Origin of the sequence: Hymenobacter qilianensis (assembly GCF_014489555.1) — a bacterium.
Lineage (GTDB): Bacteria > Bacteroidota > Bacteroidia > Cytophagales > Hymenobacteraceae > Hymenobacter > Hymenobacter qilianensis.
Genome location: NZ_CP060784.1, coordinates 1,226,102 through 1,252,256, shown reverse-complemented (window position 1 = coordinate 1,252,256; position 26,155 = coordinate 1,226,102). Strand labels below are relative to the sequence as shown.

General features: G+C 58.0%; 21 protein-coding genes and 1 riboswitch. Of the genes, 4 read left to right on the top strand and 17 right to left on the bottom strand.

The window, feature by feature from the left end; translation table 11 throughout:
* Nucleotides 1–21 precede the first annotated feature (21 nt).
* The 15 genes from H9L05_RS05785 to H9L05_RS05725 form a co-directional block, all read right to left on the bottom strand.
* Nucleotides 22–513 (bottom strand): GAF domain-containing protein, encoded by a 492-nt coding sequence (locus tag H9L05_RS05785; protein WP_187733384.1) that lies wholly within the window; start codon nucleotides 511–513, stop codon nucleotides 22–24.
* A 243-nt stretch (nucleotides 514–756) separates the two neighbouring features.
* Nucleotides 757–1,308, bottom strand: a complete 552-nt coding sequence (locus H9L05_RS05780; protein WP_187733383.1) for a hypothetical protein — start codon at nucleotides 1,306–1,308, stop codon at nucleotides 757–759.
* Between the two features lie 87 nt (nucleotides 1,309–1,395).
* Nucleotides 1,396–1,872 carry a tetratricopeptide repeat protein gene (locus tag H9L05_RS05775; RefSeq protein ID WP_187733382.1) on the bottom strand — a complete coding sequence of 159 codons (477 nt, stop codon included), beginning with the start codon at nucleotides 1,870–1,872 and terminating at the stop codon, nucleotides 1,396–1,398.
* A 332-nt stretch (nucleotides 1,873–2,204) separates the two neighbouring features.
* On the bottom strand, nucleotides 2,205–3,161 hold the full coding sequence (gene metF, locus H9L05_RS05770) for a methylenetetrahydrofolate reductase [NAD(P)H] (protein WP_187733381.1): 957 nt from the start codon (nucleotides 3,159–3,161) through the stop codon (nucleotides 2,205–2,207).
* Between the two features lie 330 nt (nucleotides 3,162–3,491).
* Complete coding sequence (gene metH / locus H9L05_RS05765) at nucleotides 3,492–6,269, bottom strand: methionine synthase (RefSeq protein ID WP_187733380.1); 2,778 nt, start codon at nucleotides 6,267–6,269, stop codon at nucleotides 3,492–3,494.
* Nucleotides 6,164–7,204, bottom strand: coding sequence for a homocysteine S-methyltransferase family protein (locus tag H9L05_RS26745; protein WP_187733379.1), 1,041 nt, complete (start codon nucleotides 7,202–7,204; stop codon nucleotides 6,164–6,166). Before H9L05_RS26745 ends, metH begins: the two co-directional genes overlap by 106 nt.
* 71 nt (nucleotides 7,205–7,275) lie before the next feature.
* Nucleotides 7,276–7,383, bottom strand: a riboswitch (SAM riboswitch).
* A 114-nt stretch (nucleotides 7,384–7,497) separates the two neighbouring features.
* On the bottom strand, nucleotides 7,498–8,730 hold the full coding sequence (locus tag H9L05_RS05755) for a M16 family metallopeptidase (RefSeq protein WP_223284751.1): 1,233 nt from the start codon (nucleotides 8,728–8,730) through the stop codon (nucleotides 7,498–7,500).
* 204 nt (nucleotides 8,731–8,934) lie between these two features.
* Nucleotides 8,935–9,552: a M16 family metallopeptidase gene (locus H9L05_RS24845; protein ID WP_394368484.1), complete on the bottom strand. Its 618-nt coding sequence runs from the start codon at nucleotides 9,550–9,552 to the stop codon at nucleotides 8,935–8,937.
* Between the two features lie 2 nt (nucleotides 9,553–9,554).
* On the bottom strand, nucleotides 9,555–10,214 hold the full coding sequence (locus H9L05_RS24840; protein WP_262892633.1) for a M16 family metallopeptidase: 660 nt from the start codon (nucleotides 10,212–10,214) through the stop codon (nucleotides 9,555–9,557).
* Nucleotides 10,215–10,599: 385 nt separating this feature from the next.
* Nucleotides 10,600–11,940 (bottom strand): family 1 glycosylhydrolase, encoded by a 1,341-nt coding sequence (locus H9L05_RS05745; RefSeq protein WP_223284913.1) that lies wholly within the window; start codon nucleotides 11,938–11,940, stop codon nucleotides 10,600–10,602.
* Nucleotides 11,941–11,998: 58 nt separating this feature from the next.
* Complete coding sequence (locus tag H9L05_RS05740; RefSeq protein ID WP_187733377.1) at nucleotides 11,999–13,672, bottom strand: GMC family oxidoreductase; 1,674 nt, start codon at nucleotides 13,670–13,672, stop codon at nucleotides 11,999–12,001.
* Nucleotides 13,673–13,761: 89 nt separating this feature from the next.
* Nucleotides 13,762–14,082 carry a gluconate 2-dehydrogenase subunit 3 family protein gene (locus H9L05_RS23170; protein ID WP_262892688.1) on the bottom strand — a complete coding sequence of 107 codons (321 nt, stop codon included), beginning with the start codon at nucleotides 14,080–14,082 and terminating at the stop codon, nucleotides 13,762–13,764.
* Nucleotides 14,019–14,378 carry a hypothetical protein gene (locus tag H9L05_RS23165; RefSeq protein WP_223284749.1) on the bottom strand — a complete coding sequence of 120 codons (360 nt, stop codon included), beginning with the start codon at nucleotides 14,376–14,378 and terminating at the stop codon, nucleotides 14,019–14,021. Before H9L05_RS23165 ends, H9L05_RS23170 begins: the two co-directional genes overlap by 64 nt.
* A 349-nt stretch (nucleotides 14,379–14,727) precedes the next feature.
* Nucleotides 14,728–15,573 carry an SDR family oxidoreductase gene (locus H9L05_RS05730; protein ID WP_223284912.1) on the bottom strand — a complete coding sequence of 282 codons (846 nt, stop codon included), beginning with the start codon at nucleotides 15,571–15,573 and terminating at the stop codon, nucleotides 14,728–14,730.
* Between the two features lie 360 nt (nucleotides 15,574–15,933).
* Nucleotides 15,934–17,079 (bottom strand): alkene reductase, encoded by a 1,146-nt coding sequence (locus H9L05_RS05725; RefSeq protein WP_187733375.1) that lies wholly within the window; start codon nucleotides 17,077–17,079, stop codon nucleotides 15,934–15,936.
* A 252-nt stretch (nucleotides 17,080–17,331) separates the two neighbouring features.
* On the opposite strand from H9L05_RS05725, the gene H9L05_RS05720 reads away from it, so the two are divergent.
* Both H9L05_RS05720 and H9L05_RS05715 read left to right on the top strand, forming a co-directional pair.
* Nucleotides 17,332–17,718, top strand: a complete 387-nt coding sequence (locus H9L05_RS05720) for a winged helix-turn-helix transcriptional regulator (protein ID WP_187733374.1) — start codon at nucleotides 17,332–17,334, stop codon at nucleotides 17,716–17,718.
* 89 nt (nucleotides 17,719–17,807) lie between these two features.
* Nucleotides 17,808–18,551: an alpha/beta fold hydrolase gene (locus H9L05_RS05715; RefSeq protein WP_187733373.1), complete on the top strand. Its 744-nt coding sequence runs from the start codon at nucleotides 17,808–17,810 to the stop codon at nucleotides 18,549–18,551.
* A 302-nt stretch (nucleotides 18,552–18,853) separates the two neighbouring features.
* Here the strand turns inward: H9L05_RS05715 and H9L05_RS05710 are convergent, their stop codons facing one another.
* On the bottom strand, nucleotides 18,854–21,289 hold the full coding sequence (locus tag H9L05_RS05710) for a penicillin acylase family protein (RefSeq protein WP_187733372.1): 2,436 nt from the start codon (nucleotides 21,287–21,289) through the stop codon (nucleotides 18,854–18,856).
* 198 nt (nucleotides 21,290–21,487) lie between these two features.
* On the bottom strand, nucleotides 21,488–22,330 hold the full coding sequence (locus tag H9L05_RS05705) for a septal ring lytic transglycosylase RlpA family protein (RefSeq protein WP_187733371.1): 843 nt from the start codon (nucleotides 22,328–22,330) through the stop codon (nucleotides 21,488–21,490).
* Nucleotides 22,331–22,679: 349 nt separating this feature from the next.
* Between H9L05_RS05705 and H9L05_RS05700 the strand changes: the two genes are divergently transcribed.
* Together H9L05_RS05700 and H9L05_RS05695 are read left to right on the top strand one after the other, a co-directional pair.
* A complete protein-coding gene (locus H9L05_RS05700) occupies nucleotides 22,680–23,561 on the top strand; it encodes a DUF72 domain-containing protein (RefSeq protein WP_223284748.1) in 882 nt (293 codons plus the stop codon).
* A gap of 416 nt (nucleotides 23,562–23,977) precedes the next feature.
* The gene (locus tag H9L05_RS05695) at nucleotides 23,978–26,140 is read left to right on the top strand and encodes a matrixin family metalloprotease (protein WP_187733370.1); all 2,163 of its coding nucleotides are present in this window, start codon (nucleotides 23,978–23,980) and stop codon (nucleotides 26,138–26,140) included.
* The last annotated feature ends 15 nt before the right edge of the window (nucleotides 26,141–26,155 follow it).

Below are 26,155 nucleotides of genomic sequence, written 5' to 3'. Positions count from 1 at the left end.
GCAGTGCGTGAGGCTGAACGACTACTTGGCGTCGGTGGGGTGCAGGTGGTTGTAGAGCAGATCGGCGGCGGCTTCCATCAGCGGCAAATCGGTGGTGCGCTCCTGGCAGCGCTGCGTATCAAAGTGGCAAAGCGAGCCGAATGGCCTGCCCTCGTTATCCCGAATCAGGACCCCACAGTAAGACTGCACGGGCTTGTTAATCAGGTGACTGAGGCGCGGGTCAGTGGCGGCATCCGTGATTTCTAAGGGCGACTGCTGCCGGGTTAGTAAGATGCAATAAGAGGCCTCGAGGGGAGCATCGGGGCCGTGCACCACATTCACGGGGTCGCGCCGGTCGTAGAGGGCCACGTTGCGCAACTGGTCGCCATCGAAGCGAAAAATGCCGGTATAGCGGTGCGAGGTGCGGCTGTTCAGGTATTGGAGGGCAGTATGAACCCCATGCCGCTCCAACAGGGAGCTAAACTGCTCAATATCGGAGAGCACAGGCGAAGCGGAAGACGATGCAGTGGTCATAGGAAACAGGTGCGGCTAGACAGAATAAATAAAGCGAAAACAGACCTCGCGAATCGCTGCAAATCCGGAAAACAGAGCGGTAAGGCATCACTTCAACTGGCAGTAGATCAGTGATTTTGCGCTTGGCTTCATGAATATTTAAAAATACACTAAAAAGCCCCCCATGTACAACATGGGGGGCTTTTTCTTATGATACAACGTAACCCAACAGCAGTGTGCCCGACGTAGCTACGCGCCAAAAAGCTACTCCTTCACGGCTTGGCCCAGATCCTTGATGTCGCGGCCCGCTTCCATAGCTACAAACTCCGCTTGCAGGCCCCGAATGCGCAGCTCATCACGTCCGACTACATCCAGGCGCACCGCTTTAAGACGATCATTCAGGCGGCGATAAATGCTGGTAGCGTAGTCCCAGTCGCGCTGGGTCCACTGGCGGCGCTTAGCGCGGGTTTGGCGAAGTAGCTGGGTGTAAGCCGGCTCAATAGTCTGCGGGGTAAGCTGGCCGATGGCTGCATAGGTGCCCAGCAGCTCGGTGGCAAAGGTGGCCTCGGCGGCGGGGTCCAGGGGCTGACGATTGCGGGCGCGGGCGGAGGCAGTGTAGTCGCCGGCGCGGTCGCTGGCACGGTCGATGCGGTCGCCGGCGCGGTCGGCCAGCGTATCAAGCTTGCGGGCTTCCTGACGCACAATTTCCTGCCGTTCGCGGGGCGTGGTGTCGCAGCCGCTAAGCAGGAAAAGGCAGACAAAAGACAGGCCCGCAACAGGTGCCAGGGAGAGTGGAAACGGAGTGGCTGATTTCATAGTGGCGTGTACGCAACCACCGCCCAGTTGGATATTCAGGCTAGCCTGATTTCAGACCGAAAAAGCCCCCCAGCATTAAATGGCTACCTAGTAGTCCTCGTCGGTGCGGTCGCGCAGGTCGCGCAGCTGGCTTTGCAAACCCGGAAAGTGCGGACAGATTTTGGCCAGGCGGCGCAGCACGCGCAGGGCGCTCCGGTCTTCGCCCAGCATGCGCAGCATGGCCACCCAGCCGGAAAGGGCCCCAAAATGGCGGGGCTCACGGCGCAGCGTTTCGGCAATATCCAGCAAGGAGGCGCGGTACTCGCCCCGCATGTAGTAGGCCGTGGCGCGCTTGTTCCAGCCCTCAGCAAACTCCGGTCGGTGATCGATCAGGTATGTAAAGTCGGCAATGGCGCGGGTGTAGTCGCCGGCCGAAAGGGCCCGCATACCGGCCTCCAGATGCTTATCCAGGGCATGGTCGTGGGTGGTCAGCCAAATCTGCCAGATGCCGCTCTGCAACGCTTCAATCTCCGCTGGCACTTCGGCTTCCTGCAACCTGGCAAACAGATCATCGAGCGTAGTCATTTTTTCAGCCAGAGATTGTGAATTAGAATATACGCAGATAAGGCAGCGACGTGTTATGACTATTGATTCGGCAGGGAGATTTTATGAATTTCAGCGCCTGTTATAAGATGGCCGTCATGCAGAGCGGTAGCGAAGCATCTCGCGTGCTGAGCTTGTCGAAGCATCTCTCCCGCTTCGTTGGAATTACCAACCAGTAGAGATGCTTCGACAAGCTCAGCATGACGTTTTCTTTAATTGATTTACTTCTCCAGCATCAGCACGCGAGATGCTTCGCTACCGCTCTGTATGACCACTGTTTTATTTACTAATGTTGTCCCACACGCGCTTTTTGTTCAAAACAACTCCTTCGCCACGCGCCGAATCGACTCCGACTTGCCCATAGAATAATAGTGCAGACAAGGCACGCCGTGGGCCATCAATTCGCGGCTCTGGTTGATGCACCACTCAATGCCGATGCGGCGCGCATCCTCGTTGTCGCGGCACTGGCTTATAGCCTCGGCCAGCTCTTCCGGAATGTTAAGGAAAAACGTGCGCGGCAGCATCGTGAGCTGGCTTTTAGTGGTCATCGGCTTCAGGCCCGGAATGATGGGCGCCGTAATGCCCGCCGCCCGGCAGCGCTTTTCGAAGTTGAAAAACTGCTCATTGTCAAAAAACATCTGCGTGACGATGTACTCGGCGCCGCGGTCCATTTTCTGCTTCAGAAAGCGAATATCGGAGCCGTAGTTGGGTGCCTCGAAGTGCTTTTCCGGGTAGCCCGCCGTACCGATGCAGAAGTCGGTCGGAAACGTATCTTCCTGCTCATCATCCAGATACCGGCCTTTGTTCATGCAAGATACCTGTTCAATCAGGTCACTGGCGTAGGCGTGGCCGTCGGGCTCCGGAATAAAGTGCGGCTCCGACTTTATCGGGTCGCCGCGCAAAGCCAGCACATTGTCGATGCCCAAAAAGTGCAGGTCAATCAGCGCGTTCTCGGTCTCCTCTTTGGAGAAGCCGCCGCAGGTCAGGTGCGGTACCGTGTCCACATCAAAGCGGTTTTTGATGGCCGCACAAATCCCTACCGTGCCGGGCCGCTTGCGCACGGTTTTACGCTCCAGAAAGCCGTTGGGCTGCTTGCGGTACACGTACTCCTCGCGGTGGTAGGTCACGTCAATAAACGGCGGCTTGAACTCCATCAGCGGCTCAATGTTGCTGAACAGGTTCTGGATGTTCTCGCCCTTTCTGGGGGGCAAAACCTCGAAGGAAAACAGCGTTTTGCCGTCGGCTTTGATCAGGTGGTCAGTTACTTTCATATAGAACACCAGCAGCGGGCTGGTGAGTAGTTGTGGTAGTAAATAAGCTCCCCTCCTTACCAAGGAGGGGATGTTTTCGCGCAGCGGAAACGGGGGTGGTTGGCTCGTTGCTGATGTTGTTTAAAGGGTGGTCATGCTGAGGTCACGAAGCATCTCGCGTGCTGACGTCTGATTGCTAATCCCACTAAGCACGCGAGATGCTTCGCTGCCGCTCTGCATGACGTTCTGGGGGCTTTTTATCAAACAATTTAACAACTAAACAACGTCTCCACCACCCCAGCGGCGGCGGCGCCGCGTCCCCTCCTTGCTAAGGATGGGAGTTGGTCGTTCTTACAGCGCCGTTACGGGTACGCTGGTTGGGTTATAATTTAGGTTTGGAGAGAGCCAGCGCTCCAGCTCCGCAATGGGCATGTTTTTGCGCTGGGCAATGTCCTCTACCTGGTCGCGGGCTATTTTGCCCAGGCCAAAGTAGCGCGAATCGGGGTGGGCGTAGTAGAGGCCGCTGACCGAGGAAGCCGGGTACATGGCCAGATTTTCGGTGAGCCGGATACCGGTTTGCTGGTCGGCGTCGAGCAGCTGAAACAGCGTGATTTTCTCGGTGTGGTCGGGGCAGCCAGGGTAGCCGGGGGCTGGCCGCACGCCGCGGTACTTCTCCTGAATAAGCTCTTCCTTGGTCAGCTTCTCGTCGGCCGAATAGCCCCAGAACTCCTCTCGCACACGCTGGTGCAGGCGCTCGGCAAAGGCCTCTGCCAAGCGGTCGGCCAGCGCCTTAATCATAATGCTGGAGTAGTCGTCGTGGTCGGCTTCGAACTTTTCGATGAGCTTTTCTATGCCCAGGCCCGCCGTTACGGCAAAGCCGCCGATGTAATCCTGGCGGCCCGATTCTTTGGGGGCCAAAAAGTCGGAGAAAGCGAGGTTGGGAATGCGGGGGCCTTTTTCGCCCTGCTGGCGCAAGGTGAAAAACTCGGTCGATACCTGTTCGCGTGTGTCATCGGCGTAGACTTCAATGGTATCGTAGCCAACGGTGTTGGCGGGCCAGAAACCGACCACGGCACGGGCCGTGAGCAGGTTTTCGCTGATAACTTTCTGAAGCAAAGCCTGCGCATCGGCAAACAGCTTGGTAGCCGCTTCGCCCAGGTTTTCGTCTTCCAAAATGCGTGGGTAGCGGCCTTTCAGCTCCCAGGTGTGAAAGAAAGGCGTCCAGTCGATGTATTCGGCCAGCTCGGCCAGCGGGTAATTATCCAGCACTTTCGTGCCCAGGAAAGTCGGCTTGGTGATGGGCGCGGTTTCCCAGTCGGCCTTGAATTGATTTTCGCGGGCCGCTTCAATGGTCAGGTAGCTCTTCTCCCGCTGCCGGGCCGCGTAATCAGTGCGCAGGGCGGTGTATTCGTCGCGCACCGTTTTGGCGTAGGTTTCGGCGCTGGAGCCGAGCAGACTAGCCGCCACGCCTACCGAGCGGGATGCGTCGTGTACGTGCACCATCGGCCCGGAGTAGTTGGGGGCCACTTTTACGGCCGCGTGCAGGCGCGAAGTGGTAGCGCCACCAATGAGCAGCGGGGTTTTCAGGCCGCGCTTTTCCATCTCCTGAGCCACGTACACCATCTCATCGAGGCTGGGCGTAATCAAGCCGCTCAGGCCGATTACGTCCACGTTTTGCTTCACGGCCTCGTCCAGAATGCGCTCCAGCGGCACCATCACGCCCAGGTCCACGATATCGAAGTTGTTGCAGGCCAGCACTACGCCCACGATGTTCTTGCCGATGTCATGCACGTCGCCTTTCACTGTAGCCAGCAGAATCTTACCGGCCGTTTGGCGCTCCGAGCCTTGCTTATCGGCCAGCAGATACGGCTCCAGATACGCCACCGCCTTCTTCATCACGCGAGCCGATTTCACTACCTGGGGCAGGAACATTTTGCCGGCGCCAAACAGGTCACCCACCACGTTCATACCAGCCATGAGCGGCCCTTCAATCACCTCCAGCGGTCGGCCTACTTGCTGACGCACTTCCTCGGTGTCTTCGTCGATAAACTCAGTGATGCCGCGTACCAAAGCGTGCTGCAGGCGTTCGGCCACGGGCAGGCTGCGCCAGGCATCGGCCACTACTTCTACCTTGTCTTTCTGCTTTACCGTTTCGGCAAAGTCGACGAGGCGCTCAGTGGCGTCGGGGCGGCGGTTGAGCAGCACGTCTTCTACCAACTCCAGCAGATCTTTCGGAATCTCGTCGTATACGCCTAGCTGGCTAGGGTTTACGATGCCCATGTCCAGGCCGGCGCGAATGGCGTGGTAGAGGAAAGACGTGTGCATGGCTTCGCGCACCACGTCGTTGCCGCGGTAGGAGAAGCTGATGTTGCTGACGCCGCCACTGGTGAGGGCGCCGGGCAGGTTGGCTTTAATCCACCGCACGGCCTCAATAAAGTCCAGGGCGTAGTTGCGGTGCTCTTCCATGCCGGTGCCCACGGTCAGGATGTTGGGGTCAAAGATGATGTCTTCGGCCGGGAAGCCCACTTCATTTACCAGAATGTCGTAGCTGCGCTGACAGATTTCGATGCGCCGCTCCAAAGAGTCGGCCTGGCCATTTTCGTCGAAGGCCATCACCACCATTGCCGCGCCGTACTGGCGCACGGTGCGGGCGCGCTCCTTGAATACTTCCTCGCCTTCTTTCAGGGAAATCGAATTGACGATGCTCTTGCCTTGCACGCATTTCAGGCCAGCTTCCAGCACGCTCCACTTCGAGGAGTCAATCATCACCGGCACGCGCGAAATGTCGGGCTCGGAGGCAATCAGGTTGAGGAAAGTAGTCATGGCCTGCTCCGAGTCGAGCATGCCTTCATCCATGTTCACGTCGAGGACCTGGGCGCCGCCTTCCACTTGGTCGCGGGCAACTTGCAGGGCCTGCTCGTAGGCGCCGGTGCGAATGAGGCGGGCGAAAGCGCGAGAGCCGGTCACGTTGCACCGCTCGCCCACGTTTACGAACAGGCTGTTGGGCGTGATGTCGAATGGCTCTAAGCCCGACAAGCGCGTTGTGGGGGCAAATTGGGTAGCTGGCGCGGCTGGTATTTCTCGGCCAGCTTCGCTAGCTCGGCAATGTGCTGAGGCGTGGTGCCACAACAACCACCGGCCACCGTCACGATGCCCTCTTTCAGGTAATTCTCCACTACGGCCGCAAATTCCTGGGCCGACTCATCGTAGCCCCCAAAAGCATTAGGCAAACCAGCATTCGGATAAGCCGACACGTGCACATCAGCAATGCGGCTCAGCTCCTTCACATATACGTGCAGCTGATCAGCCCCAAGGGCGCAGTTCAAACCCACGCTCAGCAGCGGCAAGTGACTGATAGAGTTCCAGAAAGCTTCCACCGTCTGCCCCGAAAGCGTACGGCCCGAGGCATCCGTAATGGTGCCCGAAATCATGACCGGCACAACCCGACCGCCTTCGTCGAAGAATTTCTGCACGGCATACAGAGCCGCTTTGGCATTCAGCGTATCGAAGATGGTTTCAATCAGCAGCGTGTCGGAGCCACCTTCCACCAGGCCGCGCACCTGCTCGTGGTAAGCCGTTGCCAGCTCATCGAAGGTCACGGCGCGGAAGCCGGGGCGGTTCACGTCGGGTGAGAGGGAAGCAGTACGATTGGTGGGCCCGATGGCACCAGCTACGAAGCGCGGCTTATGCGGCTCGCGGGCCGTAAACTCGTCGGCAACTTCTTTCGCAATCCGCGCCGACTCGTAGTTGAGCTCGTAGGCCAAATGCTCCAACCCATAGTCGGCCTGGGCGATGGTAGTGCCGCTGAAGGTGTTGGTTTCCACCATGTCGGCCCCGGCGGCGAAATATTCAGCGTGAATACCGCGGATAATATCCGGTCTGGTCAGGCTGAGCAGGTCGTTGTTGCCGCGCAAGGGCTTGGGATGATCGGCGAAGCGCGTGCCCCGGAAGTCCTCCTCCGTCAGCGGATGGCGCTGAATCATGGTGCCCATGGCGCCATCGAGCACCAGAATGCGCTGTTGGAGAATGTCGTAGAGGGGGGAGGCGGGGCGAGTCGTTTTCATAAGGTCTCCTTTGGAAAAAGGCGTTTTTAGCGCTGCTTATCCAGAAAGAGAACCTCGCAACGCGGGCTCCGCACTTATCTTCTTCTGCCCGTGGGGGGCAAAATGGGAGTTGGCACCTTGTTTTACTCAGGTTGCCAAGACGTCGTAGGGCCCAGTCCCTCGGTCTTTCTGGATAAGTAGCTGAGCAAAGATACAGCAAGACGACGAAAAAAGTTTACTCTGATTTTAGAGCCTAAAACAAGAAGGGACTGACCTGCTGGCCAGTCCCTTCTTACTAAAATGTGGAAAGCGTATTAAAGCGACTTCTTGCGCTCCGCCTGAAACTTCTTCAACTGCGGCTCAATCACCTTTTTATCGCCTACTACCACGATGGTCATCTCATCGGGGCGGACGTATTTCTTGGCCGCATCCTGCACCTCTTTCGGAGTAATGGCGTGAATCTCTTTCACTTGGTTGGTGAGGTAGCTGTCGGGGAGGCCGTGCAAATCGAGGAAGCTGAGCTGACCGATAATGCCGGCCGGAGTGGAGTTGCGCAGCACAAACAGGCCGGCCTCGTAGTTTTTGATGCCTTCCAATTCAGCTTCCGTGGGCGCTTCTTTTTGCAAACGATCTATTTCGTAAACAATTTCCTTGAGCGAGTTACCCGTGTGCTCCGTCGTTACGTCGGCCACTTCGGTCCACTCACCCACGCGGTAGCGGGCATTTATGCTGCTGGAAGGCGAGTAGGTGTAACCTTTATTCTCGCGGATATTGCTGGTGATACGTGAGCCAAAAGAGCCCCCCAGCAGGGAATTCATCACACGGAGGCGCGTGAAATCGGGGTGCGTAGGGTCAACGACGGGCAAGCCGATAACTAGCGTAGATTGGGGCGCGCCGGGCCGGTCCTGCACCATCAGGTCGGTTTTGGTGATGGGCTTGGCAATCTCAATGCGCGGAGCGGGGCCTTTGGTCCAGTTGCTTAGCGAAGATGTAACCGCCTCGCGCATAGCCTTTTCGTCAAACTTGCCGGCGGCGTATACGGCCGTGCGCTGGGCCCCAAACTGCTTGGTGTAAAAGTCGCGCACCTGCTCCGGGCCGTAAGCGTTTACTTCGGCGTCGGTGGGAATGTCGCGTCCGTAGGGGTGGCCTTTGTACATGGCCATCGTGAACTTCGTGCGAGCCTGAGTGCCTGGCTGGGAGCGAGAAAGGTTGTTCTCACGCTTAAAGTCGTTTTTGATGCGCTCAATCTCAGAAGGCGGGAATGCGGGGTTTTGCACCACATCAGCCATCAGGTTCACCAGTTCCGGGCCGTATTCGGATAGCACTGAACCAGTGATAAAGGTCTGATTTGGCCCCACCGATACGCTGAGCGAACCACCCATACGGGCTACTTTCTCCGATATCTGCTTGGCGGAGAGCGTGGTAGTGCCTTCCCGCATCAGGCGCCCAACGATGTCGGCCAGGCCGTTTTCGTTGGGCGCCTCGTGCACGTTGCCTACTTGCACAATCATGCTCACCGTTACTTTCGGAATCTCGCCGTAGGGCACCAGGGTGGCTTGCAGACCATTATCCAGGGTAAATTCCGTCTTAGGGGCAAAGTGAAGTCGCGGGGAGTGCCGCCGGCGGGTGGGGTTTCTTTTTGGGCCAACGCCGGAGTGCCGAGGGCATAGGCAACGCTCAGCAGGCCAATAACTATATTTTTCATGGGAGTTGTCAAGGAATGAATCACCAAGTGAAAGCCTTATGAACCACTAGCTTTTAGCCAATGGATTGATAGTCAGAATCGTGCGGTTGGTGGGGCGCAGGTATTCGCGGAGGGTCTTCTGCATCAGCTCCGGCGTTACTTTCCGAAACTCGGTTTCCAGCTGGTTGATGCGCTTGGGGTCATTCTCAAACAGGGCGAACGTAGCCAGCAGATCGGCCTTGCCGAAGCCGTAGAGCTGACTTACCTGATCATAGAGGTCGGAGCGCATCTTCACAATGGCCAAGTCCAGCAGCTCCTGACTTACGCCTTCCTTGTCGAGCTTCTGAATCTCGCGGTCCAGCACGGCTACCACTGAGTCGGCCGATACCGTTTTGTCGTACACCAGGCTGCCGTCCCAAAGCATAGGGCCGTTGTAGTTGAACATGTTGCCCAGGCCCGAGTTGATGCCGCCGCTCACCGAGCCGGTGTAGCCGCGCTCCTGCACCAAAGCCTGATACAAGCGGCTGTCGTTGCCCTGCAACAGAATCTGGTCGAGCAGGCCCATGGCGTAGTACTCCGGCGTGTTTTTGTCGGGCATGTGGTAGGCAAAAGCCAGGGCAGGCTTAGTGGCCAGCTTGTCGTCTTTGCTGAAGCGCTGCTCCTTTTCCTGGCGGGGCTCCGTCAGATCTACTTTGGGGGCAATGTTGACTTCGGAATGTTCTCGAAGTACTTCTTGATCCAGGTTTTTGCCTCGGCAGGATTGAAGTCGCCGACTACGACCAGCGCCGCGTTGTTGGGCGCGTAAAAGGTCTTAAAGAAAGACTGCACATCCTCCAGGTTGGCCGCGTCAAGGTCTTTCAGGTCGCCGTAGAAGTTGTGAGCATTGTGCCAGTTTTTGTTGGCGTACTGGGGCATGTCCAGCCACGGAAAGCCGCCGTAGGGCTGATTGAGCACGTTCACCTTCACCTCGTTTTTCACCACGCCCTGCTGATTGGTCAAGTTTTCCTGGGTGATGTTGAGGCCGCGCATGCGGTCGGCTTCGGCCCACAGCATGGTTTCGAGCTTGTGGGCGGGCACGATTTCGAAGTAGTTGGTGAAGTCGAAGCGGGTGGAGCCGTTCAGGATGCCACCATTCTTCTGCACCACCTGAATAAACTCCATCTTGCCCAGGTTATTGGAGCCCTGAAACATCATGTGCTCAAACAAGTGCGCAAAGCCGGTGCGGTTGCGGGGCTCTATGCGAAAGCCGATATTATAATAGGCCGCGATGGTGGCCACCGGCGCCGTTTTGTCGGGCGAGAGTACCACTTTCAAGCCGTTGTCCAGGGTGTAATATTCCACGGGCACTTGGTAGGTAGCTACTTTCGCTACCTCTGTAGCCTGCGTGGACTGGGGGCATTTGTGTCGCCGGCTACCCCCGACGTAGTTTTCTGACTACAGGAATTCAGGGCAAAAAAGCCCCCCAAACCCAATAGCAGGCTAGGAATAAATCGTCTCGTTGAAAGCATAAATAGAGGAGGCTGGAAAGTGGAAGAATTTCGGGTTTGCGATATTAAGAAAATCTAAGCATTTATATAAAAGATGCCATTCTTAATCGAACCGTTGCTTTCCAGAAGCTGCTATTTTGTTGCTTATAAGCCTATTACATAATCAAGCGTAGAGCCTCTCAAAACCTTAAGGCTGTCATGCTTCGCTGCCGCTCTGCATGACGGTCTTGTAAGCTCGGTTTCTATTATATCTCTACTTTCAACGTGGCTGGTTTTGGGGTGATTACGAACATTTCGCCGTGGGGCACAATCGTAATCTGGCCGTACTCTTGGAGTAGCTGCCGGTAGGCCGCCGCCACGGGGCGTGGGTTGCGGTCGAGGTCGTAGAGGCCGCAGGCGTTCACGGTGCCCACTTTGCGCGTCAGGCCAATGTCCCAATCTACTTGGTCGATGAGGGAATACCAAGTGAAGCCTAGCACCGGCACGCCTTCTTCCCGCATTCTGAGAATATTGACCCACTGTTTCCAGAGCCAGGTAGGGGCATCCTTGGCCTCAAAAACATTGGTTTCGGTGTGCATCACGGGCTTGCGGTAGCGGCTGTAGTACTCCAGCGTGATATTGTACCAGCCCAGCACATCCACGCTGGTGCAGATTTCGCCAGAGGGCAGAATAATCTTCTCGTTGCGGCCGTAGTAGTCGTTGCCCATAATCTGGTAGCCGGGCGGCTCACCGGCCATAAACCAATCGTACTCCTTGCGAGTCAGGCCGTTATCGAGCAGATACGTGAGCACGTCGGCGTCGGGGTGGTGGGCGTAGAGGAGGTCAAGGGCCAGAAAGCGCAGCTTGTTATCGAGCTTAATCTGGGAGCACGGGCTTGCTCTCAGCTCGTGGATATACTCCGCCGATTCGCTCTGCACGATAATGCAGTCGGGGCGCTGCTCGGCAATTTTCTGGTTGGCCATGATGCTGGCGGCCACCAGGTGCTTCATGGCCGTTACGAAGCCTTTATCGGTGCGCAGCTGCTCATTCCAGGCTCCATCCTTCGCGCTCATGCGGGCTGTGACGAATATTTCGTTGATGGGCGTGTAGTAGCGCACCCAAGGGTAGCGCTTGGCTACGGCCCCGGCAAAAGCGGCAAAATGGACGGGCAACTCGGGGTTCTGGAAGTTGCCCAGCCAGTCGGGCACGCCGAAATGCAGTAAGTCCAGAATAGGCGTGATGCCCAGGCGCTGCATTTCGGCCATCACCTGATCGGCAAATTCCCAGTCGTAGCGGCCAGGGCCTTTATGCATGCTGTAGTAGGGCAGGCCGTAGCGCAGTACTTTAAGGCCCAAGTCTTTGACGAGCTGTAAGTCTTTTTGCCAGTTGTCGTAGTGCCCACATTCGGCCAGCAAGTCGCGGCGGGTGCGGCCGTTATCGATGGTGGGGTATGAGCACTCGATGCCGGTGGCAAACATGAAGTTGCCGGGCGTGCCGGTGGGCAGGCCGCTACCGTCGTGGCCGCCGGCCCCACCATATTGGTCGCCCTCGTAGCCGCCGTTACCGAACTTATCTATGATGTGCGTTAGAAATCCTTTAGCCATGATGAGTTGCTGCTGGTAGAACGAAAACTCCCCTCCTCATCTGAGGAGGGGAGTTTGTTGTTCAATTGTCTCTTCTTCTTTCGCTTTCCAAAAACTTATCGGCGGTGCGCAGGCTGAGAGCCATAATAGTCAAGGCTGGATTGACGCTTAGGGCGCTTGGAAACACGGAGTTGTCGCAGATATATAAGTTGGGCACGTCGAAGGCGCGACCGTCGGAGTTTACCACGGCATCGTCGCCGGAAAGGCCCATGCGGGCAGTACCGATCACGTGGGCCGAGCGCGGAAACGCCCAGATATCGGTGGCGCCGGCCGTTTCCCAGATGCGGCGCATGAGCTGCTCGGCGTGGCGGTTCATGCGGATTTCGTTTTCGTGGTTGGTGAAGTGCAGGCGGGGCTTGGGCAGGCCGCGAGCGTCTTTTTCCTCGGCCAACTCCAGAAAATTGTCGGCGTGGGGCAGGCAGTCGCCCAGGATGTTGATGCCGGCAATGTGGTTGTAGTTGCGCATATACTCGCGCAATTTTGCCCCCCAGAGCTTGCGCTCCCGCACTACCTGGCCGGCAAACGTAACGGGCATCATGCCAATGCTTTGCAACAGATAGCCGCCCGCAAAATCGGCGTCCGGCGGGCGGTGGGTATCCTCGGAAATAAGCCCCCCAGGAATGCCTTTGTAGGGTCGGATGTCCTCGGGGAAAGTGCCCCACACCTGCACGCCGGGGTGGGCCATAAAGTTGCGCCCCACGTGGCCGCTGCTCAGCGCCAACTCATTCAGCAGCAACAAACGCGGCGTTTCAACGGCGCCAGCGCATATAAACAAATGGCGGCACTGCTGGCGCTGAGTGATGCCGTTGTGCTCGTACACCACGCCCGTTACGCGGCCTTGCTCGTCGCGCTCAATTTCCGTTACGAAGCAATTAGGGCGAATTTCGGCGCCGTGGGCTACGGCCAGGGGCAGAAACGTGACGTCCATGCTGGCTTTGGCCCCGGTACTGCACCCGGCCTGGCAGAAGCCGCGGTTGGTGCAGGCCTCGCGCCAGCCCACGCCCTCCTGATAATAGCGCGCAGACAAGGCCGCGTTGGCTGCGGGAGAAGTCTGGATGCCAAGCTGTTGACAAGCTCGCTCCATCAGCTGCGCGGCCCCATTGAGCGGCAGCGGGGCCAGCGGATAGCCGCGGCGGCGCGTGGGGCCCCAGGGGTAAGGCGTCGGGCCAGAAATGCCCAGAAAATGCTCTAGCTCCTCATAGTAAGACTCTAGCTCCTCGTAGCCAAACGGCCAGTCGACGCCCACGCCAAAGTCGCGGTTTAAGTGGAGGTCGTCGGGGTGGGCGCGGGGCGTGTAAGCGGTGTAGTGTAGGGTAGAGCCGCCGACGCCGGTGCCGGAGTTGTTTTTGCCGAAGGCCACGGGGTCTTTGCCTGCCGAAAGGCGCTCGTCGTTCCAGAAAAGAAATTCCTGGGCTTTCTCATCGGTGGCAAAATCAGTTTTGGGGTCGTGCCAGGGGCCGGCCTCCAGCGCTACCACTTTCAACCCGGCCATAGCCAGCCGCGCCAGCAGCGGCGCACCGCCCGCTCCGGTGCCGATAACGAGGCAATCGACCTCATCGGTGGGCAGGGGAATTTCGGCGGGCTGGGGCTCAGGCTCAAATGTCGACTCCTGCATAATCTGCTTTAGCAAAGGATCCTGAACTTCCTGCTTCAGCGGATTCAACACGCCTTCTTCTATTACTTCTTCGTCGGGCATAATGGTCTTTGAGAAATACGCCGCGGCGTGTTCAATCGTAACTTGAGAAAGGGTAAAGAGTCACGCTTCTAGAGGGAGTTAGCTCGTTTTTACAAACCTGGCTGGGACGAAATAGCTTCCGGTTCGCGGGGCTCCAACTCGTTTAGGCCCAGTCGGGTCCAGCCGGTGGCATCGGCCATGCCCACGTACCCGATTTCTTCCTGAGCTAAGGGGTGAGCGTAATAAAGCTCCGTTAGCTCGGCCAGCATTTCTTCGAAAAACCGTTCGGCGGGCACTGTTTCCCACGCCTCGCCGGGCGCTTTGCCTTCCTGTACCAGTTGAAGCACGCTGGCTTGCTCATCGGAAGTTAGCACCCGAAATTCCTGCTGAAACACCGCTTGGGCAGTTTGATTAATGCCCCCCAGACCCATGCGGTACGCTTCGCGGTCGGGGGCATTATGTCGTAGCGCCAACCGTCGCTGCGGCCGGCGGCGAGGCGCTGATCTACGCCGGGGGCTAGCTCAATGGGGGCATCGGGGCGATCGGGCTGGGGGAAAAGGCAGGCGGCCACAGCCCGCAGCAAATCATACGTGGCCGGCTCCAGAAACTGTGGTTCGTAGGCTGGCGCGTCGAGGCGCTCCTGAAGAGCCGTGCGGGTAGCCTCGGTTACGAGTTCGGTGGCGAGCAGGGCACGTACGGTACCGTCGGGGTAGTGCGGAGAAGTCATGGCAAAGCAGCTGATTAGGGAAGCTACAGGTAGTAAACTGCCTGGAAGCCAAAACTTCCCGCTGTGCCAGTTATTTAATGCCTGCTTCCGACTATTGTCTTACTGTTGAGCTGATTTTATGGTTGCCATCTGCGGGGGTGCGTCACCGGCCGGAGAAAGCTAGGCTGATCTGGGAAGCTAGCTGAGCTATACTTTGGACTGTTCAGGTGAGGTAGAGACGCAATAGTTGGAGTATTGGCATTAGTGCCGCTGAGCCTCAGTTGTAGTCCTGAATGACGCGTTGCCTGTTGTTCAACGACGAGACACAACTATGTGTCTCTACCTCGTTCTGGCTACGTCAAAACATTTTCTACTGGTCGCTGGATAATTTGCCCCCCGTAACGTGCACCAGACTGCCGGTCATAAAAGAGCCGTCCTGCGAAGCCAGCAAGACATAAGCGGGGGCCAGTTCCTCGGGCTGGCCGGGGCGCTGAAGCGCTACTTCGTAGCCAAACTTCTCAACTTCCTCTAAAGGCATGGTAGCCGGAATGTTGGGCGTCCAGACGGGGCCCGGCACCACGCAGTTAACCCGGATATTCCGCTCGCCCAGGTGCGTAGCCAGCGATTTGGTGAAGGCATGAATAGCCGACTTGGTGGCGGTATAATCGATGAGAAGGGGGTTGCCGGTAAGGCCCACGATGCTGCCCGTGTTGATGATGCAGTCGCCGCTTTCCATGTGGGGCAAGGCCGCCTGGGCCATCCAGATATAGCCGAGAATATTGGTATCGAAGGTGCGGCGAATCTGCTCCTCGCTGATGTCTTCAAACTTTTCCTGGGCCATCTGGTAGGCCGCGTTATTCACCAGAATATGCAAACCACCGAGCTCGGCGCGGGTGCGGCGCACGGCCTGGCGGCACTGCTCGGGGTCGCGCACATCAAGGCGAAGCAGGAGGCACTTGCGCTGCTGGGCTTCTACTAGGCGCTGGGTTTCGGCGGCGTCGGCGTCATTTTCATTGTAGAGCACGGCTACGTCGGCGCCTTCCATGGCAAAGGCCACCGCCACGGCCCGCCCGATACCAGAGTCGGCACCGGTGATGAGGGCAATTTTGCCCCCCAGCTTATTGGCGGCCCGGTAAGTGGAGAAGCTCATGCCGGGCTGGAGCTTCATATCGGCTTGTTTGGCGGGGTAAGGAAGCTTCTGCGCGTGCTTCTTCATGTCCTTGGCCGTGGGATGATCAATCGGCGTCGGCGCTTTTTTGGTGTTGGCGTTTGGGGCAGGGGCAGAAGCTTTTTTGGTCATAACAGAGCAGTGTGATAAGGTTGAGTTTGCTGTCTACGCAGAATCGGACCTTGGGTAGAAACGCTAATATCCAGACACCTATAAGCCCTCTTGGCGGTCATGCAGAGCGGCGCGAAGCATCTCGCGTGCTGACGAGAGGTTACTAATCCCACTAAACACGCGAGATGCTTCGCGCCGCTCTGCATGACCGCCAAGAGAAGGAGTATTTTAACATAAAAAACCCCGCCCTGGAATGTTTCAGGGCGGGGTTCTTAGCAAAATCGGCAGGGCCGCTGCTTAATAATTCACGATGTCCTGCTTGGGTGAGGCTTCCGTAGCTTCTGCTTCCTCCAACGAAGGATAGTCGATGTAGCCATTATCGTCGCCGCCGTAAAAAGTAGCCGGATCGGGCGTGTTGAGGGCCGTGCCTTGCTCGTAGCGCTCCACCAGGTCGGGGTTGGCGATGAACGGAATACCGAAGGCAATCAGGTCGGCTTCGTTGTTTTCCAAAGCGGCTTCGGCCGTTTCCTGGGTGTAGCCGCCATTCAGAATGAACGGGCCATCGAAGATTTTGCGCAAGTGCGGACCAACCGGCTCCTGTCCGTTTTTGGCCGCCATCGCATGGCCGGGCAGCGCCTCAATGACGTGCAGATACGCCAGGCCAAACTTGTTGAGCTGCTCCGTCACGTAGCTGAACGTACCACGGCGGTCGGAGTCAGAAATGCCCCCCACGTTGCCGGTGGGCGACAAACGGATGCCCACGCGGTCGGCACCGAATACGTCGGCGGTGGCCTGCACTACTTCCAGCACAAAGCGGGCGCGGTTTTCTACGCTGCCGCCGTACTCGTCGGTGCGCTGGTTGGTGCCGTCCTGGATGAACTGGTCGAGCAGGTAGCCGTTGGCGCCATGAATCTCCACACCATCGAAGCCCGCGTCTTTCGCGTTTTGGGCTGCCTGGCGGAAGTCGTTCACTACGCCGGCAATCTCGCTCAGCTCCAGGGCACGCGGGGCCGGAATTTCCTCCATGCCTTTATCTGTGTAAGCCTTCACGTCGGTCGGCTTCACGCTTGAGGGCGCAACCGGCAGCTCGCCATTATGGAAGAATGGGTGCGAAATACGGCCTACGTGCCAGAGCTGAATAAAAATACGGCCGCCTTCGGCGTGTACCGCGTCGGTTACTTTCTTCCAGCCTGCTACCTGAGCCGCAGAGTGAATGCCGGGCGTGAAAACGTAGCCAACACCCTGAGGCGAAACCTGAGCGCCCTCGGTAATAATAAGGCCCGCCGACGCGCGCTGCCGGTAGTATTCCACCGTGGAATCGGTGGGCACGTTGCCATCGTTTTTGGCGCGGCTACGCGTCATGGGCGCCATTACGAAGCGGTTGGGTAAAGAAAGAGCACCCATTTGAAAGGGCGTGAAAAGATGCTTGGTGGAAGACGACATAAGAACTGGTAATGATTGACTTTAAAAAGAATGAGAGCGAATGTGAAGCTTAGCCCACTAGCGCGTCGTGCCAAACCACCTGGGAGCAGTAAATGTTGGCTGCCCACCGGATTTGCCGGGACGCAGATGCCTCATTTCCGCCTGTCGGCAGCGCTTGCAAAGGTCTCGCCCATAGGATACATTTGTCAAGTAGGTACCGTAAAGTAATGCAGGTACCTTTTAGAAACTGTTGCTGATAATCAACTGAATAAAATGATAGCCAAGCCAAAGAACTCGCCGATATGCCCCATCACGGCCGCCCTCGACGTGCTGGGGGGCAAATGGAAAGTGTTTATCCTTTCGTATCTGGCGGAGCATGGCACCCTGCGCTTTGGCGAGCTGAAGCGCCTTATTCCGAAAGTGACGCAGAAGATGCTGGCCCAGCAGCTCAAGGAGTTGGAAGAAGCCGGCCTCGTGAATCGGCGCGTGTATGCGCAGGTGCCGCCCAAGGTAGAATATCGCCTCACTGCCCACGGCGAAACGCTTTGTCCGGTGCTGCATTCCCTGCGCGAGTGGGGCAATCTGCACCGCGAAGTGCTGGGCCTAGGCGAAGCGCCGTGTGCGGAAGCAGCTTCAGACGTGCTGGTTGCGGCCGGATAAACCGCGGACGGAGGCTACTCGCTGGGGGCATTTTTGACCATTCCGAAGCGGGTTTGCGTAGGTAGGCTACACGTTTCAAACGCCTCCTTATGCCTTCGTCTGCTGCGCCCACTTTTATTTGTTTGCACTACTGGGCTGGCTCGGGCCGGGAGTGGGCCGCCGTAGCCGCCGCGTTGGCCCCCGACTACACCTGCCTGACTCCCGACTTAGGCGGCTTTGGCGGTGCTCCGGCTCCGGCGGGTGGCTACTCGGTGCAGGCGTATGCCGAAGCGGTAGGAGCGTTCATCCGGGAGCAGGGCCTGAGTAGTTATATTCTGGTGGGGCATAGTATGGGGGGCAAAATTGCCCTTGCCTTTGCTGCTCAGCAACCAGCAGGCCTGCGCGGGCTGGCCTTGCTCTCCCCCTCGCCGCCGTCGCCCGAGCCCATGACGGACGAGGAGCGCTTAGCCTCCCTGCACGCCTACGGCAACCCGCACGCTGCGGCCCGCACGCTGGCCCATATTACGGCCCGGCCCCTGTCGGAAGCACTGCAGACACAGGTCATTGAAGACAATCTGCGCACTACCCACGCTGCCTGGGACGCGTGGTTACTACATGGCAGCCGCGAGAATATTCTAACTCAAATGCCTCTGATTACGGTGCCCGCCGTGGTAATAGCCGGCGATGCTGATGCGGTAATGTCGCCGTCGCTGCACGGTCTGGAAACGCTGCCCCATTTGCCCCCCAACACGCCTCTGGAAATAATTGGAGGGGCTGGGCACCTACTGCCCCTGGAAGCGCCGCAGGAAGTAGCAGCACTGCTGCGTGAGTTTGCCGAGTCGTTAGAGCGCTAGCTTATTTGAGTAAGTATGGCCCTATTCATTCAAAGCCAGACCGTCATGCAGAGCGGCGCGAAGCATCTCGCGTGTTTAGCTGCAAAAGATATTGTCATGCTGAGCCAAGTCGAAGCATCTCTACCGCTTCGTTGCAATACTAATCTGACATCAGCGGTAGAGATGCTTCGACTCCGCTCAACATGACCGCCTTTTGGGTCTAGGTTAGCACTGCAACGACCGCACGCGAGATGCTTCGCTGCGCTCTGCATGACGGTCTGGTTTTGAATGAGTGCTTAGTGGTCCTTCTAATATCGCTTACCTCACGGCTTTAGCGCTAAACCTGCTTTCACGCGTGGGTTTTTCTCGTCAGGCTTTTGCAGAAAAATCAACTCGTTCAGCTCGCCCTTGCGCCACGTTTCTATCATGTCATCGTAGTGAGCCGAGCCGGGGTTACCGCTTTGGCCCCCTGGGAATACGCCGTAAGCCTTCACCTGCGGGCCCAGCGCCACTACCATGCGCCAGGAGGGGCCGTTGCGCTCCGAAATAGCATTCACGATGGCCGCGCCGCCGCCCACTTCCAGGTCCATGCGGCCGAAGCCCGTTAGCTGGGCCAGATGCAGAATATCGGTGCTTTTCTGGTTGGCCCAGCGCCAAGCCGGCCCCTGGGGGCCAAATTTGCGCTCCAGCGAATCGGTGGCAAACTGGAAGGAAGCCTGCACGAGCTGGGGCATCGTTTCGCGCTCGGGCGTGCGCCGGTCGTCGATCCAGCGGCTGGTGTCTTGGGTTAATAGGAGGTTGTTGGTTCGGTCGCGGGGTGGGAAGCGCATTTCCAGGCCAGTGGCGGCGGCCCCAAAATCATCGTCCCACAGGCGCTTTACCAGATTACCGTACCACAAGTCGAATACGCTGGGCGCGATGGCATCGGCGTCGTAGAAGTAGTTCCACTGGCGCAGATTGTCGTAGGTGCGGCGCTGGGCGACCGTTAGCTGCTGCGGCTTCACGAGGGCCAGCAGGCGCGGCAGCATAAGCTGGGCGTTCAGATTCAGGTTATCAAGCTGCAACAGGCGAAGGCTGTCGGGAGTGGCGTTCTGCATAGTGGCAAGCCGCTCGTTGATGCGGTGGCCGCGCTCCCACGTCGCAAACGACCAACCCAGATAATATGGGTAGTCCGGACCGGCCGGAAACTGGTTGGCCGAGCTGACGAAGCCCCGCGCCGGGTTGTGCACGTGCGGATTGTGGGTGGACGGAATCCAGCCTTGCCAGTCGTGGGCCGGGTTGGTGCCATCGAGGATAAACTTGCCCTGATCGGTCCATTTCAGCGGAAACTTGCCGTTGGGCCAGATGGCCACGTCGTTTTGGGCGCTGGCAAAAATGAAGTTCTGGGCCGGCGCAGCGTAATATTGAAGCGCAGCAGTGTAATCGGCGTAGCTGCGGGCGCGGTTCAGGCCGTAAAAGGCTTTTACCTCGTTGCCGCCTTCGTGGGCCGTCCAGCGCAGGGCGTGGCGAATAGGGGTTTGCTTGTTGAAAACCTTCTCATCGTTGTCGTACACCACCGGTCCGTGGTGGGTGTAGAGCACCGTGTCGAGGCGGTCAGGGAGGCCGCGCACTTTAACGCGCTCCACTACGCGGCGCACCGGTTTCCAGCGGCCATCGTGCCAGTACTCGCTCTTGGTGCTGTCCTTGAATTTCAGCTGATACCAGTCCAGCACATCGGCGCCCACGTTGGTCACGCCCCAGGCCACTTGCTGGTTAAAGCCAATGATGACCAAGGGCGAGCCTGGAATGGTAACGCCGTACACGTTCACGCCCGGCGCGGTCAGCTGAATCTGGTACCAGATGCTGGGCAGGTTGAGCTGCAAGTGCGGATCATTAGCCAGCATTGGAAAACCCGTAGCCGACTTCGCGCCGCTTACTGCGAAGTTATTGGACCCCAAATCCGCGTCTGGCTCACGTGTCGGCACTTTATCCGATAGGGCGGCGGCAAACGTGGGCGGCGTGGCGGGCACTGGCACGGGCGTAAAATCCTGGGGCGTACCCACGGGCACAATAGGATCTTCGCGGGTTGGGTAGCTGGGGAAAAGATCGTTGGTGATGGCCGGGCCGTACTTATTCAGCGCATTAGAGAGGCGCAAATCGTCGGAGCGGCCGCTCAGGTCCCAGGCCATCAGCTTGAGCAGCAAGGCGCACTTCAGCGGCTGCCAGGGCTCGGGGGTATAATCTAGGAGCTTGTACTCAAAAGGCAGCTCTTTAGCCGTTAAGCCATTGATGTAAGTATTTACCCCGGCCGAATACGCCTCCAGCACCGTGCGCGTGGTGGGGTCAGCCATCATCGCCTCCAACGATTTTTGGGCCCCAAAAGGCAAGCCCATGCGCCGCTGGAACCGGTCGTACTCCAGGGCTCTGGCCCCGACAACTTCCGAAATGCGGCCAGCAGCTACGTGGGTTTGAAACTCCATCTGCCAGAGCCGGTCGCGAGCGGTGAGGTAGCCCTGGGCGAAGTAGAGGTCGTGGTCGTTCTGGGCAAAGACGTGGGGCACGCGCCGGTCGTCGAAGCGGACCTGCACGGGCGCCTTCAGGCCGGGCAAGGTTAGCTCTTGCTGAGTGGCTTGGGCATCAGAAGCTTCGGCATTTTGCCAAAAACCCACGAATGGGCTCAGGAACTTACCAAACGGCGGCAAGTCGCCCTGCTTGCTGTTGAGTACCCAGGTAAGCGTAGCACTGACCAGCAGTGCCAACAAGGCCTTTATCCAAGCCATAAAGAATGGTAGAAATCGGGTGAAAAAAGCCCCCAGCGGGTAGGCAGTTGCCGTTAAGTTATAGCGATGCACTCACATAACAACGCATACTCTTCGCTGACCAACTTATGCCCTAAAAATTTGCCCCCAGCCTACACGAAGAAGCCCGAACCTCTGCTACAGCAGACAGTTCGGGCTTCCAAATGCTTGAGGCGAATGCTATCGGCCGGCGGCTACTGCATGTGCGGCGGGCTCGATGGGCACCTGAATCTGGCGAACCAAACCGGTAATGCCACGCAGCTGCAACTGCCGGCGTACGGCTTCAGCGGCTTTGCGGTTGGCGAACTGGCCTACTACCACGCGGTTGAGGACCTTTCCGTTCATGGTTTCGGGCGTTACCGTTACCACCAGCTTGCTATTGATAGACTGAATCTTGGTAAGCTGATTCTGGGCGTTTAGGGCGCTGCCGAAGGTGCCGGTTTGTACTACATAGGCAGCCGTTGAGGCAGGAAGCGTAGTGGGCACCGAAGTTTCGGTAGTAGCCAACGACGGCATTTCCGGATCGATGGTGTCGTTGAGAATCTCTGCTAAGTCTTCGGGGGCATCTGTGGGGCCTAGGGGCGTCGTTTCGGGTACTACCTCGGCCACAACTGAAATAGCGCCTTGCTGAATAATACCCAGCGGACGGGCGGCAATTTCGGCTAAATCAAGAATTCGCTGGTGGCGGAAGGGGCCACGGTCAGTAACACGCACGACGACCGATTTGCCGTTTTGAGGGTTGGTTACGCGTAAGCGGGTGTTGAAGGGAAGCGTCTTGTGAGCGGCGGTATACTTGTTGCGGTCAAATCTCTCGCCACTGCTGGTGGGCAGGCCTTGATGCTGAATGCCGTACCACGAGGCCCGGCCGCGCAACACGACAACTTTCTTACGGGCGGTAGCTGTGGGAGCCTTATCATCGTCGCTGAGCCGGGTGGCAAATGCAGTTTGGGGGAAGGCTAAAGGCAAGGTGAGGAGCAGAGCAAACAGCCAACCGGCAAGAGGTAATCGGAGGGATCGAATCACACTTTTAGACAATTGGTAAACAGCCAAAACTAGAGCGCCGCTTTTTGGGGAAGAGTCAACTTCACTGGCGGTAGCTGTTACCAAGTATAATAAATTATATTTTTTGAATAAAACTTGTACGAAAATAATTTGCACTTCCTCCAGCGAAATGGCCTTTTGTGTTTCAGAAAGATGCTCTTAGTATTATTAAAAGAAGGCTCCTAGGGGCTAAAAAGAATGATATTATTTGATTGGTACAAAATTTTGTCATTGGCCTGTTCAGCATGTTCAAAGCCGTGTTGCAAAAGTCCTTGAATTTTGTTACTGGAATAACCTACTTCCTGCGGGGAGATTTGCCGTACTTTGCCCTATGGATTTTGGCCGCCTTTCCGACCTGCGCGGCGTGGATTTCACGCTTCCTCCCGACCACCCCGAAACGGCTACGTTGCTGGCTCGCGCCCGGGCTGCGGCTCCGCCTCAGCCTGCCATTTATGTGGGCTGTCCTATCTGGACAAATAAAGCCTGGCTCGGCTCTTATTTCCCGGCTGGCATCAAGGATGCCGACTACCTGCACCACTACGCCCGGCAGTTCAACAGCATTGAGCTGAACACCACGCACTACCGCATTCCGGACGCGCCCACCGTGCGCAAGTGGCGCGATGCGGTGCCGCCGGGCTTCAAATTTTGCCCCAAGATGCCCCAAAGCATCACCCACGAGCGGGAGCTGTATAATGCCGACGAGCTGACGACCTCCTTTTGCCGGGCCATCAGTGGGCTGGAAGAACATTTGGGGCCGGCCTTCCTGCAATTGCCCCCCACGTTCGGGCCGGAGCACATGCGCCGCCTGGAGCGCTACCTACTCGACTTTCCTGCCTATGTGCCGCTGGCCGTGGAGCTGCGACACCCGCGCTGGTTTGCCGATGTGGGCGTGCGCGATACGGTTTTTGCCTTGCTGGAAGCGCTGAACAAGACGCTGGTAATCACCGACGTAGCGGGCCGCCGCGACGTGCTCCACCAGCGCCTGACTACGCCTACGGCGTTTATCCGCTTCAACGGCCACGGCCTCGGCAACAGCGACTACCGCCGCGCCGATGCCTGGGCCGAGCGCGTGGCCGGCTGGCTGAGCGCCGGGCTGCACACGGCGTATATCTTCATTCACCAGAAAGACATTATGCACTCGCCCATCTGGACGCAGTATTTTCTGGAGAAGCTGCGCACGCTCACGGGCCTCGAAATTGCCCCCCGAAGGTGATTGTGCAGCCCGTGCAGGGAAGCTTGTTTTAGCGCCTTCCGTTGGCTACCAGCGCGGGTTAGAAAATTTGATTTTCAGGCCAAGCATGACGGAAACGGGTTTTCATGAAATTCCCAAACACACCCTTTTCTAAAAGAAAGCAACTGGTTATGCCGCCATCAGGTAGCAAGATTTAATTCTGATGGGTCTGGGGGGCAAATTTTTGGCTCGCCGCCCCGTTACTGCGTAGAAAGCTCCTGGTGGCACAACCCTTCCTTCGGCCAGGGCAGCAAACCAAATGCAGGCTTAGCGGTAGCCTAAAACAATGCCTCTGAAATAAAGACCTGATACAGGCTGGGCAGCAATGAACGGTGCGAACCGAAAGCCGTATCTTGGAACACACTATTGTCAGCGCTTTTCGTTCTCGTTGCTTCGGTATGAAATTATCGTCTTCTCTTCAGCTGGCCCTTGGGCTGGTTTTTTCTGTTGTTATAACCCCGGCTGTTGCCCAAACCGTGAGCGTGGACCCCGAAAGCCACTGCCTGATGCTCCCCCTCGACCCCACGAGTCGGGCGCAGGCCTCGGCGCTGGTAGTGGAGGGGGAAGTGCTGGATGCCCGCAGCTTTTGGGATGCCCGTCACCGCCGTATTTATACCGCGCATCGGATACGCGTTTTCAAAGTTTTTAAGGGCACCGCTGCCGCCGAGCTAACCGTTATTACGGAAGGCGGCACCGTAGACCTGAGCCGGCAGGAGCTGACTAATACGCTGCGTTTGTTTCCGGGCGAGCAGGGCGTGCTGTTTCTGTATCCGGCCCCGTTTGCTGGTATTGAAGCTGCCGGTCAGGCCTGGACGGCTTACGGCAGCGAGCAAGGCTTTATTCGCTACGATCTGACGCAAGCCTCGGCCTCGGAGCCGTTTCGGCAGTATCCGCTGGTAAGCCAGAACTTTTACGCCGAGCTGAAGCTGACTACGGGCCAGCCTACGCTGGAAGTAACCGCCAACCCAGTGCTGGCCGCCGCTCAGGCCCAACGGGCCCGGCCGGCCGTAGCTGCCAAAGGCACGGCTCCGGTCGTGTCGGGTTTATCCCCACTCATCATCTCAGCCGGTACCAACTCCGTGCTGACCATTACTGGTTCTGGGTTTGGTGCCACGCGCGGCACTGGCTTTGTTTCTTTCCTGAATGCCGACGATGGCGGCGAAACCCGGACCCGCGCCAAAGCCTCCGACTACATCAGCTGGACCGATACCCGAATCCAGGTACGCGTGCCTTCCAATGGTACCGTCCCTTCTTTGCCCAACAGCAGCGACCCTGAGCGCAGCGCGCCCGCCGGCACCGGCCCCGTACGGGTAACTTCGGCCGACCAGCTGGAAGGCACGAGCGGCGTACCGATTACCGTATTGTATGCGGTGAGCAACGTGGAAACAGAAGGAACCGGCGAAATTGTCCGGCCGGGCCATATAAACCAGAATGGGAAGGGTGGCTACACGCTCCGCTTAGAGTCGGGCTTGGCTGGCAATGCGCCGGCGGTGGCGGCTTTCCGGCGAGCCTTGGCTACGTGGCGCTGCCAAACCGGTATGAACTGGGAAATTGGGGCCAACAGCACGAAGCGCGGCTCGGACGAGGATGATGAAAACGTCATCGGCTTCGACTTTGGCACCGGCGACAGCCAACTACCCGCGCGCGTGCTGGGTCGCACCACCAGCTACTACGAAGGCTGCCGCGTAGGCAGCGGGCCTGTTTATTTCTGGGTTTCGGAAATTGATATGCAGCTGGATACCGAAACCGCTTGGCAGTATGGCCCCGGCAATCCTTCCGCTAACCAGATTGACTTTGAGTCGGTGGTGGTGCACGAGTTGGGACACGCCCAGCAGCTTTCCCACGTCATTCTGCCCGCCGCCGTGATGCACTATGCCGTAGCGCGGGGTCAGCAAAGCCGGCAGATAAATCCGGTGAGTGATGTAGCTGGGGGGCGTTTATTGTTGCGCACCCGCAGCTTTGTACCGCCCGCGTGCGGTAGCGTGTCGCCGCTTCTGCCCGCCCCGCTTACCAGCGTAGATGCCAACGCCCTGGCCGGTATCGGCAATCAGATAAGCTGGACGACGCAGGACGAATGCTTCCTGCGGGAGTTCGTCATTGAGCGTGCCGCCGATACCACTGCCTGGCAGCCATTGGCAACCGTGCAGCCCGGTAGCGCAGGGGGCCAATACACCTACATTGATGCCACGCCGCTGACGGGGCGCTCGTTCTACCGCCTGCGCGTCCGTCGCCCCGATAACAGCCTCGATAATACGCAGCCACAGGCTGTTACGGCGCTTGTCGGTAGTGGCCCCATGGCGGAGGGCTTACAGCTTTTCCCCAATCCGTTGGACGAAGGACCCGCGAGCTTGCTGTACATAGGTGCTGCTACCGGTCAGCTTACCCTGGATATTTATGATGCCATAGGGCGTCGCCGCCGTACGGAGCAAGTCAACTATCAATCGGGCCGGCCCTTCTTCCTGACTCTGACGGATCTGCGCTCAGGCTGGTACATCGTGCGCTGGCGCGACCAGACGGGTAAAACGGGCTCACTTAATTTTGTGCGCTCCACCAACGACTAAGCCCAGAAAAAAGCC